9 protein-coding genes are annotated in these 14,799 nt (G+C 70.8%); 3 read left to right on the top strand and 6 right to left on the bottom strand.

From position 1 onward, the window contains the following. Positions 1-21: 21 nt before the first annotated feature. The 4 genes from ACFPIH_RS26970 to ACFPIH_RS26955 all read right to left on the bottom strand — a co-directional run bounded on the left by ACFPIH_RS26970 (position 22) and on the right by ACFPIH_RS26955 (position 4,173). Positions 22-378, bottom strand: a complete 357-nt coding sequence (locus ACFPIH_RS26970; RefSeq protein WP_381176562.1) for a YciI family protein — start codon at positions 376-378, stop codon at positions 22-24. Between the two features lie 124 nt (positions 379-502). Then, on the bottom strand, positions 503-1,558 hold the full coding sequence (locus ACFPIH_RS26965) for an LCP family protein (RefSeq protein WP_381176559.1): 1,056 nt from the start codon (positions 1,556-1,558) through the stop codon (positions 503-505). 104 nt (positions 1,559-1,662) lie between these two features. Beyond that, the gene (locus tag ACFPIH_RS26960) at positions 1,663-3,006 is read right to left on the bottom strand and encodes a glycoside hydrolase family 10 protein (protein ID WP_381176556.1); all 1,344 of its coding nucleotides are present in this window, start codon (positions 3,004-3,006) and stop codon (positions 1,663-1,665) included. Between the two features lie 96 nt (positions 3,007-3,102). Then, entirely contained in the window at positions 3,103-4,173 is a 1,071-nt protein-coding gene (locus ACFPIH_RS26955; protein ID WP_381176553.1) for a LacI family DNA-binding transcriptional regulator, read from the bottom strand. Positions 4,174-4,320: 147 nt separating this feature from the next. Between ACFPIH_RS26955 and ACFPIH_RS26950 the strand changes: the two genes are divergently transcribed. The 3 genes from ACFPIH_RS26950 to ACFPIH_RS26940 all read left to right on the top strand — a co-directional run bounded on the left by ACFPIH_RS26950 (position 4,321) and on the right by ACFPIH_RS26940 (position 9,181). Continuing rightward, entirely contained in the window at positions 4,321-6,624 is a 2,304-nt protein-coding gene (locus tag ACFPIH_RS26950; protein ID WP_381176549.1) for a beta-xylosidase/alpha-l-arabinosidase, read from the top strand. A 77-nt stretch (positions 6,625-6,701) separates the two neighbouring features. Further along, positions 6,702-8,135 (top strand): M48 family metalloprotease, encoded by a 1,434-nt coding sequence (locus ACFPIH_RS26945; protein WP_381176546.1) that lies wholly within the window; start codon positions 6,702-6,704, stop codon positions 8,133-8,135. After that, on the top strand, positions 8,132-9,181 hold the full coding sequence (locus ACFPIH_RS26940) for a hypothetical protein (protein WP_381176543.1): 1,050 nt from the start codon (positions 8,132-8,134) through the stop codon (positions 9,179-9,181). The genes ACFPIH_RS26945 and ACFPIH_RS26940 overlap by 4 nt, the downstream gene beginning before the upstream one ends. A gap of 21 nt (positions 9,182-9,202) precedes the next feature. Here ACFPIH_RS26940 and ACFPIH_RS26935 read toward each other — a convergent pair whose 3' ends face one another. Next, positions 9,203-11,014, bottom strand: a complete 1,812-nt coding sequence (locus ACFPIH_RS26935; RefSeq protein WP_381176540.1) for a hypothetical protein — start codon at positions 11,012-11,014, stop codon at positions 9,203-9,205. An 86-nt stretch (positions 11,015-11,100) separates the two neighbouring features. Next, positions 11,101-14,760 (bottom strand): AAA domain-containing protein, encoded by a 3,660-nt coding sequence (locus tag ACFPIH_RS26930; RefSeq protein WP_381176537.1) that lies wholly within the window; start codon positions 14,758-14,760, stop codon positions 11,101-11,103. Positions 14,761-14,799: the final 39 nt, after the last annotated feature.

Here is a 14,799-nt window from a genome sequence, read left to right as displayed (position 1 = left end):
ACCCACCATAACGCGGCCGGCTCAGCCCTCCGCGATCTCCCGCACCTCGCAGGTCACCGTCCAGAACTCCTCGTGCACCCTCAGGAACCGCTTGGTCCACTCCAGCGCCTCGGCCATGTCCTTGCACTGCATGATCGCGTAGCCGCCGACGACCTCCTTCGACTCGGTGAAGGGCCCGTCGGTGACGGAGATCTTCCCGCCCTCCCAGCGCGCGCGGACGCCCTGCGCGGACGGGGTCAGCCCTTGGGTGTCGAGCATGACGCCCGCCTTGGTGACCTCCTCGATCAGCTCGCCCATCCGCTGCATCAGCTCGGGGCTGGGTCCCTCGGCGGGGGCGGTGGCCTCGTCGATCTTCACGAGCGACAGGTAACGGGGCATGGTGACTCCTTCGGTTCTGAAGCCGGGCTGATCCGGCCTCTCACCCCTGCGTCGAACGGGGTACGGCCGGATCGACACCCTCACCCGATTTTTTTCCGGGAAGGAGTCCGCCGCTACTCCGCCGCTACTTCAGCGACTCCCACAGCTCGCTCGCCTCGGGTTCGTCGGCGACGACCCGGTTGGGGTCGGAGGGGGCCGTGACCACCGGCATGGTGAGTGTCCTGACGTTGTCGGCCTTGAGCCCCTTGAGGCTCTGGCCGAGTTCCATGAGTTCGGTGAGGGAGTTCAGGCCGGTGTCGGTGGTGAGGCTGCCGGTGATCGCGTCGGCGACCTCGTAGAGCTTGGTGGGGCTGGTGAGGAGGTCGGTCGAGGCGATCTGTTCCAGCAGGGACTTCACGAGCTTCTGCTGGAGTTTGATGCGGCCGAGGTCGCTGCCGTCGCCTATGCCGTGCCGGGTGCGGGCGAGGGCAAGGGCCTGCTTGCCGGTGAGGTGGTGGGTGCCGGCGTCGAGGTGCAGGTGGCTGTCGTCGTCGTCGATGTCCTCGTCGGTGGTGACGGTGACCCCGCCGAGCGCGTTCACCAGCTTGGCGAAGCCGGAGAAGTCGACCTCGATGTAGTGGTCCATCCGGACGTTCGTGATCGACTCGACGGTCTTGACCGCGCACACCGGCCCGCCCAGCGAGTACGCGCTGTTGAACATCGTCCCGTAGGCCACGGACGACGTGCCGCCGGACGACAGCGGGCAGGACGGGCGGGTGACGAGGGTGTCGCGCGGGATGCTGACGACCGTGGCGCTGGTGCGGCCCGCGTCGATGTGCACGACCATCGCCGTGTCGGAGCGGGCGCCGCCGCTGTCGCCGCCGCCGAGTGCCTGGTTCTCCTTGCCGCTGCGCGAGTCGGAGCCGAGCACCAGGATGTTCATCGCTTCCGTGGGAAGCGGGGTGGCCGATGCCGAGCCGGACGGGGTCGGGGTGGTGACGACCCTCGCGGGGCGGTTGTCGCCGAGCGCGCTGTCGATGTCGACGCTCTTGATGTTGTCGTTGAGGTGCCAGTAGACCCAGCCGCCCGCCCCGATGCCCACCACCAGGGCGCCCGCCAGGGCGAGGCCGGCGGCCTTCAGCACTCTCGACCGCCGGCCCGCTCTTCTGCCGTCTTCGCCGTGCTCCTCATGTCGCGTCACGGTGAGGAAAGTAAGTCCGGATTATTAGCGGACTGTTAGGACGGCGAAAGTGCGGCGGATTTCTTGTGAAAATCTCACGATTCTCAGCCCACCATCACCAGACATCACTCCAGTGTCACCGCCGGTACGGGGTTGCTGCCGCTCCAGTTCGCGTTGAAGCCGAAGCTCACCGAGCCGCCGGCCGGCACCGACCCGTTGTACGAGGCGTTGACGCAGGACACCACCGCCCCCGACTGGGTGCAGGTCGCGTTCCAGGCCTGGGTGAGCTGCTGCCCGGCCCCGAACGTCCAGGTCGCCCGCCAGGACGACAGGGCGGCGCCCGAGCAGGAGATCGTCACGTTCCCGGTGAACCCGCTGTTCCACTGGCTCTGCACGCTGTACGTCGCCGTGCAGGCACCCGTCGGGGGTGGTGTGGTCGTGCCCCCGAGCGCCTCGGAGATGCCGTAGTACGCCGGTTTCGGCGCGTAGTTCGCGTCGTAGGGGGTCGCCGCGCCCTGCCCCGGGAAGGTGCTCTCCACCCAGGAGTCGGAGTCGGTGAAGCCCCACACGGTGAGGTTGACGCAGCGCGCGACGGCGACGCAGGCGGCGGTGACCGCCTTGTAGTCGGCCTTCTGCTGGGCGAGCTTGGCGCTGTCCGAGGGCAGCGTCATCCGGATGTCCAGCTCGGTGATCGCCACGTCCACACCGAGGTCGGCGAAGCGCTGGATGTTCTGCTGGAAGGTGGACGGCACCTGCCCGAGGATCAGATGGGCCTGGAGGCCGACCCCGTCGATCGGAACCCCGCGCTCCTTCAGCGACCTGACCAGGTTGTAGAGGGCCGTCGACTTCGCGTTGACGCCTTCCACGTTGTAGTCGTTGATGTAGAGCTTCGCGGCCGGGTCGGCGGCCCGGGCCCAGGTCAGGGCGCTGGCGATGTAGTCGGTGCCGAGGCCGTTGGACCAGAGGGTGGAGCGGTAGGTGCCGTCCTCGTTGAAGGGCTCGTTGACGACGTCCCAGGCGGCGATCCGCCCCTTGTAGCGGCCGACCTCGGTGTTGATGTGGTTCTGGAGCAGCGTGCCGAGCTGGGCGGACGTCCAGGTGCCGTTGGTCAGCCAGTTGGGGTTCTGGCTGTGCCAGACCAGGGTGTGGCCGCGCACCTGCTGGTTGTGGGCCTGGGCGAAGGCGACGATCTGGTCGGCCTCCGCCCAGTTGAAGCTGCCCTGGGTGGGCTCCACCGAGCCCCACTTCATGGCGTTGCCGGGGGTGAGGGAGCCGAACTGCGTCCCCGCGATGTCGCCGTAGGTCCCGGTGAGCTTGGAGCCGGTGACCGCCGTACCGATGACCTTGCCCTTGGCGGCGCCGAGGTCGCGCAGAGGGGTGTCGGCGGCGTGCGCCACCGGTGCGGTGAGCAGCAGCGCGAGGCCGGACACGAGTGACGCCAGGGACAGGCCTGTGCTCAGAGATCTCATGCGGGTGGATCTCATGCGGGTGCCTCCGAAAGTTTCGGCCGTGCAACCGATTGGCTTCGGAGGAGTGTCGAGGCGCCCGCCACACCCGTCAATACGTCAGCTTCCGGCCAGCGGCGGCGGGGCCGTGCTCGTCCGCACCACCAGGCTGGTCGCCAGCTCCACCCGGGTCGCCGTCGGCGCCGCGTCGCCCGTGGACCGCGCCAGCTCGAGGACCAGCCGCGCCGCCGCCTCCGCCATCTCCGTCAGCGGCTGCCGTACGGTCGTCAGCGGCGGGCCGACCCAGCGGGCCACCGGCAGATCGTCGAAGCCGACCACGCTGACGTCCTCCGGGATGCGCAGCCCGAGTTCGCGGGCGGCCTCGTAGAGGCCGAGGGCCTGGAGGTCGTTGCCGGCGAACACGGCGGTGGGCCGGTCGGGGCGGTCGAGCAGCTCGCGGCCGAGCCGGTAGCCGGTCTCGTGATGGAAGTCGCCGGTCATGACCAGCCCGGATTCCACCGGCAGTCCGGCGGTCTCCAGAGCGGCCCGGTAGCCGTCGATCCTGGCCCGGCTGCACATCATCTGCGGGGGTCCGCTGATCGCCCCGATCCGCCGGTGGCCCAGCTCGACGAGGTGCCGGGTGGCGGCGAGTCCGCCCTGCCAGTTGGTCGCCCCGATGGAGGGGACGTCCGCGCCGGGGTCGCCCGCCGGGTCCATCACCACGAACGGGATGGATCGGCTGGTCAGCAGCGCCCGCTGGGACTCGTCGAGCCCGGAGAGGACGAGCACCACACCGTGCGGGCGGCGAGCGGCGACCTGGTCGGCCCAGGTCCGGCCGGGGGTGAGCCGGCCGGCGCTCTCGCTCAGCACCACGCTCAGCCCGGCGTCCCGCGCCACGTTCTCCACACCCCGGATGACCTCCATCGCCCACGCGCTCTCCAGCTCGTGGAAGACCAGGTCGATCAGGGGCGAACGGGTCGCCTCCGCGCGACGGCGCCGGTAGCCGTGGGCGCGCAGCAGTTCCTCGACCCGGGTGCGGGTCGCGGGGGCGACGTCCGCACGGCCGTTGAGGACCTTCGAAACAGTCGGTGCCGAGACACCGGCCTCACGGGCGATCTCCGCGAGCGTCGCGGTCTGCGTCCGCGTTTGGGCGGTCTGCGGCCGCGGTGACGCGGGCTCGGAGTGTGTCATGGCCGCGATCGTATCCCCGCGCCACCTCTTGACTAACCTCTCGCGGCGCCATAGGTTCCCGGAACATTCGATGTGTGTTACGAAACATTCGAATCCTTGGACAGGATCGGGACAGAATCCCCCGGGATCCTTCGGGACAGGAGTTTCATGACCACCGCCCCCTGGCGTGACCGCGCCCTGCCCGCCGCCGCCCGCGTCGACGACCTGCTCTCCCGGATGACCCTGGAGGAGAAGACCGCGCAGCTGTACGGCGTGTGGGTCGGCGCCGCGACGGACGGCGACGGAGTCGCCCCGCACCAGCACGACATGACCGCCGACTACGACTGGAACGAGCTGATCACCAGGGGGCTCGGCCAGCTGACCCGCTCCTTCGGCACCGCCCCCGTGGACCCGGCGCTCGGCGCCCGCGCGCTCGCCCGCGCCCAGCGCCGGATCGCCGAGGCGGGCCGCTTCGGCATCCCGGCCGTCGCCCACGAGGAGTGCCTGGCCGGCTTCACCGCCTGGCAGGCCACCGCCTACCCGGTCCCGCTGGCCTGGGGCGCCGCCTTCGACCCGCCGCTGGTCGAGGAGATGGCCCGGCTGATCGGCCGCGACCTGCGCTCGGTCGGCGTCCACCAGGGCCTCGCGCCCGTCCTGGACGTCGTACGGGATCCGCGCTGGGGCCGGACGGAGGAGACGATCGGGGAGGATCCGTATCTGGTCGGCACGGTCGGCGCGGCCTACGTCCACGGGCTCGAATCGGCGGGGATCGTCGCCACGCTCAAGCACTTCGCCGGGTACGCCTCCTCGGCGGGCGCCCGCAACCTGGCCCCGGTGCGGGCGGGAACGCGCGAGTTCGCCGATGTCACTCTTCCCCCCTTCGAGATGGCGTTGCGCGAGGGCGGCGCGCGGTCGGTGATGGCGGCGTACACGGAACGCGACGGCGTCCCGGCCTCCGCCGACCCCGACCTGCTGACCGCCCTGCTGCGCGAGGAGTGGGGCTTCACCGGCACGGTGGTCGCGGACTACTTCGGCATCGGCTTCCTGCAGACCCTGCACCGGGTCGCGGACACCCCGGCACAGACCGCCGGGCTGGCCCTGGAGGCCGGCGTCGATGTCGAGCTGCCGACGGTGAAGTACTACGGCGACTCGCTGGTGGCCGCCGTACGGGAGGGCGAGGTCCCGGAGGAGCTGATCGACCGGGCGGCCCGCCGCGTCCTGCTCCAGAAGTGCGAACTGGGCCTCCTGGACGAGGACTGGCAGCCCCCGGTCCCGGAGACGGTCGACCTCGACCGGGCGGAGAACCGTGCGCTGGCCCGCCGGCTCGCGGAGGAGTCGGTGGTCCTGCTGGACAACCCGGACGACCTGCTTCCGCTCGCCCCCGACACCCGGATCGCGGTGGTGGGCCCGAGGGCGGCGGACGCGCTCGCGATGCTCGGCTGCTACTCCTTCCCCTCCCATGTCCTCCCCCACCACCCGGGGGTGGAGATGGGCATCGGGATCCCCACCCTCCTGGAGTCCCTGCGGGCCGAACTCCCGGACGCGAAGTTCACGTTCACGGAGGGCTGCCCGGTCTCCGACCCCGACCCGTCCGGCTTCACCGAGGCCATCGCGCGCGCCTCGGAGGCGGACGTCTGTGTGGCCGTCCTGGGCGACCGGGCCGGACTGTTCGGACGGGGCACCTCCGGCGAGGGCTGCGATGTGACCGACCTCGGACTGCCCGGCGTCCAGGGGGAGTTGCTGGACGCTCTGGTCGCGACCGGCGTCCCGGTGGTCCTGGTCCTCCTCACCGGCCGCCCATACGCGCTGGGCCGCTGGCACGGGCGGCTGGGGGCGGTCGTCCAGGCGTTCTTCCCCGGGGAGGAGGGTGGTCCGGCGGTCGCGGGAGTGCTGTCGGGCCGCGTGAACCCCTCCGGGCGCCTCCCGGTGAGCGTCCCGCACGTGCCCGGCGGCCAGCCCTGGACCTACCTCCAGCCGCCGCTGGGCCTCGCGGGCCAGGTCAGCAACCTGGACCCGACCCCGCTGTACCCGTTCGGGCACGGCCGCTCGTACACGTCCTTCGCCTGGGAGGACTTCAGCGGCCCCGACGCCGAGATCTCCACCGCCGGCTCGTACGACGTGTCGGTGACCGTCCGCAACACCGGGGACCGGGCGGGCGCGGAGGTGGTCCAGCTGTATCTGCACGACCCGGTGGCGAGCGTGACCCGCCCCGACGTACGGCTGATCGGCTACCAGCGCCTCGAGCTGCCCGCCGGGGAGTCGGCCCGGGTGACCTTCCGCTTCCACGCCGACCTTTCGGCCTTCACCGACCGCGCGGGGCGTCGGGTGGTCGAACCGGGCGCGCTGGAGCTGCGGTTGGGGACGTCCAGCGCGCAGGTGCGGGAGGTGGCACGGCTGCGGTTGACCGGCCCGGTGCGGGAGGTCGGGACGGACCGGCGGCTGCGCTGCGAGACGGACGTATCGCAGAATTGACATGCGACAGGTGGGTGCCCATGTGTCACAATCCGCCGACCTCCTGACCTCCAGGCGCGCGACGGGAACCGCCACTCATGGACACCCCCATACCGGACCCACCTGCCCGGCACTGGCTGCTGGGCGCCGCCCTGCTGACGCTGGCCTGGCTCCCGACGGCCGTCGTCGGCACGGCGGTCGTCGTCGGCTGTCTGCTCTGGGGTCCGGACTGGTCGCCGCTCGCGCCCCTGGTGGTGTTCTGGTTCGGCATCACCGGCGCCGTCGCGCGGGAGCACGGACCGCTCCCCGGCCGCGCCGTGAACCCCGACGACGAACCCGAACTGGCCGCGCTCGTACGGGACGTGGCCGACCGCCTGGGCTTCCGCGAACCGCTCCTCGTCCGGATCGTCCCGGTCGTCCAGGCGTCCCTGGGCCGGGTACGGGTCTCCGGGGTGCGTTCCCACGTCCTCCTCCTGGGCCTCCCCCTCCTGCGCACCCTGACGGAGACCGAGCTGGCGTCCGTCGTCGCCCACGAACTGGCCCACGAACGCCATGTGAGCAGCCGCCGGGCCGCCTTCCTGCGGTACGCCCGGGCCCGCCTCGCCCACCGTCTGGACGGCCGTTTCCGCCCCCTCGCGCCCCTGGCCGCACCCCTTCTGCGCGTCTCCCAGCCGCACCTCTGGCAGGCCGAGACCGCCGCCGACGCCGACGCGGCCCGAGTCGCCGGCGCCGAGGCCACCGCGTCGGCACTGGAGCGGACCGTCCGCCTCCATGCCGCCTTCGAGGGCCTCGGCGAACCCTGGCTGTCCGAACTGGCCGAACGGGACGCCTGGCCCGAGGACTTCTACGCCGCCCTCGACACCGCGCTCGCCGACCCGCACGTGGCCCGCCGCGCCGACCGCACCGCCGCCGAGGACGACGCGATCGACCCGTACGCCACGGCCGACCACCCACCGGTGGCGACCCGCCTGGCCGCACTCCCGGCGCTGCCCGGGACGGGCACGTACGCCACCACACCGGTGCGTCTGAGGTCGGCGGCGGAGATCGACCGCTGGTGCGTCGCCCGACTCGCCCTCCAGGACGGCGAGGAGGGGGAGGACGACGTGGTACCGGTACGGCTGCTGGCCATGCCCCCCGACGAACTGCGCGAACTCGACGACGAGCGGGGTACGGCCCTGCTGTTCCGCGCCACCGGGACGGACATGCCCGCGGCGGCGGTCAACGCGGCCCTGGACACCCTCGCCGACGGCTCCTGGCGGCGGCTGGCCCGCCAACTGGAACCCGGCCTGCGCTGGGTACCGGCCGCCTCGCGCGAGCAACTGGCCCGTACGGTCTTCACGGCGGCGGTGGCCGGGGTGCTGGCCGAGGTCCTGGAAACCTCCGGCTGGACCCCGGCCACCCGCTGGATGGCCACCGCCCTGACCTCCCCCGACGGCCGGACGGTGGACCTCCGTGAGGTGATCGGCGAGGCCGTGGCCGCCGCGGACCCGACCGTCCCTCGCTCTCTGACTGCCAAGGAGACACCCGCATGAAGGGCGGCCCCCTGCGCACGGGTGTCCTCGGCATCGCCGCTATTTTTGTTGGTTATGCCCTGTTCGCCACCTGGCTGGGCGTCCACGCCGTGAGCTACCTGGACGCCCGCGACCGCGCCACGTCACGGACCACGGGCAGGGTCGTCGAGGACGGCATGGGCGACGACCTGGACATCCGCGTCCGCTGGACGGACGCCGACCACCACACCCGCGTCGACCGCTTCGCCGTCTACGACACCGACCGCTACGCCAAGGGCGAGAACTTCCCGGTCGCCTACGACCCCTCCGCCGCCCACCCCCAGGGCTTCCCGGCCGACCCGGAGGAGACGGCGACGGAGGACGACCTGATCATGCCGATCCTCCTGGGCGCGGTGGTGGCCGTTCTCCTGACCGGGATCTGGCTCTGGCGAGGCCTGCGCTTCCGCCTGACGTCCCGCCGCCCCGGCCGCCCCATGACGGCCCACGTCCGCATCGGCACCCGCCGGAGGACGTACTGGCGGAGCCCGACGACAACCTGGCTGGAACTGACGACACCACAGGGCGGCCTGCACTGGCAGCGAGTCATCTGGCACCCGGCCCTGCACGAAACCCCGCCGACCGCACACACAGCACCACCCGAACCCCCGGCGACCACACACGACGCACCACCCGAACCCCCGACGACCACCCACCGCACCCCGCCCGCTCTTCCGGTGACCGTGCACGGCACCGCCCGCCCGGGCAGCCGCCGCCCCGCCGTCCCCGTCCTCCCCGACGGCACCCGGCTGGTCCCGCTGGGCCGCCTACGGGACCATGCCCCCGCCGGCCTCTTCTTCGACGACGCCCCGGTCCGCACCGACCTCCGCGACGCCTTTATCCTCCCGCCCGACACCGCCGCCGCACCCCTTTGGCACGAGGGCGCCCTGACGGCAGCCCTGGGCACCCTCCTCGGCACCGTCGCGGGCCTCGCCCTGACGGACGCCGCCCTGACCACCACGGTGGCCATCGCCCTGTGCGGCGCGGCCCTGGTCACGTCGTCCTGGGCGCTGTCGGCGCCACAGCCGTAGGGGTGTTGTGGTCCTCCTGGTCTAGTCGGACTGCCGGTCCGCGCACATACGGTCCCAGGCCCTCGCCGCGACATGCCCCCGGAAACCGAAGGACAGCGCGGAGCCGTGGGCCCCCGCGTACTCCACCAGCCACTCGTCGTCCGCAGCCGCCACCCGGCAGTGGTCCGCCGGGGCAGGCAGGGCCGGCCACTCCGTGGGTTTCCAGTCGTCGGAAGTCCGCTCCAGCACCCGCCAGCCGTCGGCGCCGCCGGTCGCCCTCAGCTGCCCCCCGGCTTCGGAGGGCGGAGCGCAGGCCGTCTGTTCCACGAGTTCGTCGAGCGCCAGTCCGCCGTCCGCGGTGAGGATGCGCTGTGCCTGGCCGCTCCCGACCTCCTCGCGCAAGGCTGCCGACCGGGGTCCGATCAGCAGCGAGAGCATGCCCTCGCACTCCTTGTCCGAGCAATGCGCGGACCGTTCGCCCGGCTCGGCGGGGCCGGCGCCGAGGGCGCGAGCGGCCTCGCCCGACCAGCGTTCCGCCAGGTGCTTCCAACGGTGGGCGGGGAGGCTGCCGTCCTCTCCGGGCAACTCCTCCCACCAGCCTGCGCACAGCCGGGCCACCGTGGCCAGTGCGGCAGGGGCGGAGAAGCGTACGGCGGGACCGAACCGGTCCTCGGCGGCCGACGGGCGCAGCAGGTCCGCGCCGATGACGGCGACGGGTCCGCGCTGGGTGGTGGCCAGCACCAGGTCGGTGGCGACGGGAGCGGACGTGCGGTTGAACGCCACCTTGCCGGTTCCGGGGGCGCCTCGGGCGGCGCCCAGTCCGCGCGCGATCTCCTTCTCGGCCGTCCCGTCGGCGTCGTCGGTGTCCGCAGCCGCGCCACCGAGTGACCACAGCAGGTCCGCGTTCACCCCGCGGCGGCGGAGACCGCTCAGTACCTCGCGGGCGACGCCGGCCTTCTCCTCGTCCATGCGGGCCACGACGAGCATGACGTTGCCCGTGCAGTCGGCGAGGACGGACTCGGCGAGACTGCGCCCTGCCCGAGCGGTCAGCGCCAGGTCGGCGCAGCGTACCGGCGCCTCGGCGAAGGGGTTGGCGGACAGGGTGCCCGCCGTGCCGCGCGAGGTGCGCCGGCCGTTCTCCGTGGCGCCGGCCAGCATCAGCTGGCTCAGCTTCTCCTGGAACACCGGATCGTCGGCGAAGTCCTCCTGCCGGGCGGTCACCTCGTCCAGGATCATGGACTTGAGGGTCCGCCACTGGTACGGCAGCCCCATCACCTCGGCCGCCGCCAGGTCCACCTGAACCGGGAGGTAGTACAGGTCCTGGTTCAGTCGGGCGACCGAGTCGATCCAGCGGATCCACTCCTGCTGGGTGCGTGAACGCGGCAGCAGGGGCTCGGTCTCACCACCGTTGATCTTCGTGCGCTGCATACGGGGGGTGAGCGTGTACTTCTTCCAGCTGCGGACCCCGGTGGCGCGCACGGCGTTCGGGCCCGTGACGAGTCGCAGGTCCGAGGACCGCGCGAGCTGACCGGTGAGGTTCTCCCTGACGATCCTCGCGTGCCGGGTCTGCACACGCAGCTTGCTCGGTCTGCGCCCGTGCTCAATGGTGAGCCGCCCCTCCTTGGTGACGAGGTAGTGGACCTCGTTCTCCTGCTGCACCATCGCCACCCACCCTTCCTGGATGAGGGTGACCAGGGCCTCGGTCAGCAGCCGGTCGTGCACCAGGAAGGTGTCGCGCAGTTCGCCGAAGGTACGGCCGGTGGATCCCTCCGCGTCGTTGACCGCTCTGAGGAGGAGTTCCTCCAGCTTGCTGTAGGGGCGGCCATGGGCCACCTCGTAGGTGACGCGATACATGTTCAGTGGCAAAAGGACACGCAACAACGGCTTGCCTCCCCGTTTTCTGTGATCCGGCCGGCGCTCCCGCTCCCGCCCGGCGTTGTTCAGACCCGACGCCCCGAGGGCTGGAAACCCTGCACCTCGGCTTCCAGGCGCACGGCGCGGCCGGTGGAGAACCACTCCTCCAACTGGTCGATGGCCAGCCCCCAGTGGCGCAGCGGGTCGTTCTCCTCCTCCTTCCGTGACACATGGGCGACCTGGTTCCTGAAGAACTCCCAGGACCCGACCAGAACGAGGAGGAGTTCGGCGCGGGAGATGAGCACGTTCATCCGCGGCGCCTCCTTGAGGAACCCCAGCCCGTCGCCGGGCAGCTTGGTGTTGTTGCGGACCAGACTGACCGCGATGATCTTCGCCTGGTTGCCCTGGAACGAGTCGACGGTGAAGAACCCGTCTTGGCGGTTCTCCGCCGGTTCGGAGGCCGCACGGCGTGGGTCGGAGGCGAGTTTGAGTCCGTTGGCCGCGAGCCGTGCCCGCAGGTCGGGCGAGTCGAGATGGTTCCTCAGCAGACCCACCTGCTGCGCGTAGGGGGAGAGGACGGCGAGTTCGAGCGGATGCTCCGGATCCCGGTCGGTGCCCGCCTTCAGCGAGCGGAGAAACCTGTCCAGGGCGTACGCCTCGGCCGGATTGCTGTACTTGGGCACCGCGTCCTCGTACATCCCCGGCTTGCCCTCGGCAGCGGGTATGTCGAGCCACACCACCGCCTTGCCGCGGATCTCGGGAGGTGCGACGAGTCCGTGGAGGATCTTCTCGTGCGGGTCCTGCGTGCCCTCGGCGTAGGTGTAGTGATGCAGGCGGCCGTCGTAGTACGTCTTCGACACCAGTTCGCCGATGTCGGGGTGCATGCGGTGCTGACCGGTGAGCAGCCCTTCGTCGTGCTCGTGGTAGGAGCACAGTTTGTGCAGCTTCTCGAACAGCTTCAGCCAGTTCTTGCAGTACTCCCCGAACTGCGTGCGCTGTTCGTCGGTCTGCGCCCGCCAGCCGTTCAGCAACTCCCGGTCGAGCAGCTTGCCGAGGCCCTCCATGTGCTCCAGCGCCTCGACCGTCTCGTCCATGGCGGAGACCGCGCTCTGGTAGTCCTCGATCCGGTACGGCGGCAGCTGCTTGGGATCGCCGATCAGCAGCCAGCGGTGGCCCAGCGAGAGCGGGAGCGCCAGCTCGAAGCCGTGCGCCTTGCCCGCCTCTTCGACGATGGCCCAGTCGTAGCTCACCTCACCGGCGAGCGCGGCCAGGTCCCCGTCGGCGGCGGTGCTGTACGTGATGCTCGCACTCCGCTTCACGAGTTCACGGAACTCCGTCGCCGACGAGGCGTCCCTGGTGCGCAGTTCTCCGAGCATCGTGCGGCACGCGGCCAGCCAGTCCGCCTGCACGCCTGTGAGGACCTGCTTCCCGGCCGCGCCTTCCAGCCGCGCGATCGTCCGCTCCAGGACGTCCCGCGCGACGTGGCGCTCGGAACCGGGTTCGTCGCGCGAAAGGTCCCCCGCCTGGTTGGCGTTGGCGCGCCGCAGCCGGATGGCAAGCGGTCTGCGGTCCTCGGGAACCGTCTTGAACGCCTCCTTCTCGACCTTGGAACGCAGGACGTCCACCGCGGGGTGGGCCTGGGCGGTGATGAGGATCTGGGCGACGGGATCCTCCTCGAGGATCTCGCGCAGCAGCCACGCGACCATGTGGGTCTTGCCCGTGCCGGGAGGCCCTTGCAGGGCGTAGATCGGCCGCACCCCGAGAATCTTCTCGATCTGGCCGCGTTTGCTGGGGTCGACGGTCTCCTTGGACAGCGGGAGAGGCAGTGTCACCGGGCCGCTGTCCATGATGACCTGGCCGGGCTCCGAGAGGCTCTCCAGCAGGTAGGTGTGCTTCGCCAGCCGGCTGATGGCCTCCTTCCGGCGTCTGATCAGGTCGACCTGCCCCTTGAGCCCCTTGGTCCGCAGCACCCCGATGTCACCTAGCCGCGGCGGTTCCAGGATCTCCGTCTCGGGGCGGAGCGTGGCGCTGTGGCCCCGGACACTGACCTTGTCGACCCGCCATTCGGGCTCGGTCGGCGGGATCTGCCAGCCGACGCTCTCCGAATCCGGGGAGCACAGGTGGATCAGATTGCTGCCGGGTTTGCCGCTGTGCTTCTCCCTGAGCATGAACTCCGCCATGCCGTCGTCCAGTTGGAACATGGACATCGGCTCGTTGAGCCTGGGTACCTCCTCGACGGTGACGGAGTCGACCATGCCGTTGGGCGCGTGCTGAACGTCCGTCACACGGCAGCGGAACAGCTCCGCGTCCCGGATCAGGATGTCGATCTGATTGGTGAAACGGACGAACTCCGCGAATCGCTCCTGGTCCTCCCGGCGTTTGCGGGCTTTGTCGTTCTTGGGTAGCAGCGTCTCCCAACTGGGCGAGGAGCCCAGCGTGTTGGCCTGCTGCCGGTAGTTCTTGGCGTTGAAGAACGCGATCCGTCCCGCCGGGATGTCGACCTGGCGGGTCGCGTCGGCGGTGAAGAAGTCCCTCGTCCCCTCGCAGAACGCGTTCTGCCAGCTGGTGGAGGTGCCTGTCATCGTCCTCGCCGGACCGATGACCAGGTGCACGGACCGTCCGGAGAGGATGTACGCGTCCCGGTTCGTGATGGGCGCCAGGGTCGCCCCCTCGGAGAAGTCCTCGAAGAGGAAGCTGAGCAGCTTGCTGCTGTGCTCGGGGCGCCGCGGGTCGAACGGGTCGGCGGGGCCCAGCAGCAGCGCCTCACGCAGGCCGAGTTCCAGGCAGGTCCGCTGCAGGGACCGGTTGCCGGGGTCGATGACGACGAGATGCCGGGGAGCGCCGTCGGCGCCGGCCGGCGGCTGCTGGAGCGCGTGCACGATGTCACGGATCGCGGCCGACACCTCGACACCGTGCTTGGGGCGGATCTCCGGCTCGGCGGCGATGAGCAGTTCGATGAAGTCGTGCTCCTGCGCACTGAGTTTGCGCCTGGCCTTGTCGAGGTTGTCGAGGACGAGCCGGTATCGCCTCATGGGGTCCGGCATCGTGCTCAGGTGTTCGATGGAAAGCATGCACCGCGCCACCAGCATGCCGAACGCGAACCAGTCGGCGTCCGGTCCGAACGCGGTGCCGCCCCCCAGCGTCTCGGGGGCGACCTCCCAGGCTGCCCGTGACGGCTGCGCGGAGGTGGGACGCCCCAGTCTGACGCTCCATTCGAAGCCGCCCAGCAGACACGACTCCGGTCCCTTCCCGGGGTCCAGGAAGACCGACTCCGGAGAGACGCTGCGGTGCACCACCTGCTGTTCGTGCAGCAGGGAGAGCCCCTCGGCGATCCTGCCGAGCATCTGCCAGAGTTCCCTGCGCCCGGAGTCCCGTCCGGACAGCCACTCCTGTTCGTCGCGTCGCGCCAGAAGCGAGGCCAGGGTGTGCAGGCCGCCCGTCTTGAAGACCATGACGAAGCAGCGCTGTTCGCCGTCGATGCCGACATCGTGCAACTGGAGCAGGGAATCCTCGGAGCCGGGCGTGCTGCGCACCTGGTAGAGCGTGCGCAGTTCCGCATCCCACAGGGCCCGTTGGACGTCGTCCGGCTTGCTGTCGTAGAAGTGCCAGGTTTTCAGCAGATACGGCGGCACGAACTCCATCGTGTCCTGGGCAGCCCACAACTGCCCTTCCCCGGTCCCCGAATCCAGCCGCCCCGTGATCTCGTACCTGCCGTTGAGCAGGAGAACCCCAGCTGCGAGACTCACACGCCCTCCCCCATACGCGCGCAATGAGTTTCGAAGGTA

Origin of the sequence: Streptomyces vulcanius (genome assembly GCF_042653945.1) — a bacterium.
Lineage (GTDB): Bacteria > Actinomycetota > Actinomycetes > Streptomycetales > Streptomycetaceae > Streptomyces > Streptomyces mangrovi.
Note: the sequence above shows the minus strand (reverse complement) of the source record. Positions and strands in the feature narration are given on the sequence as shown.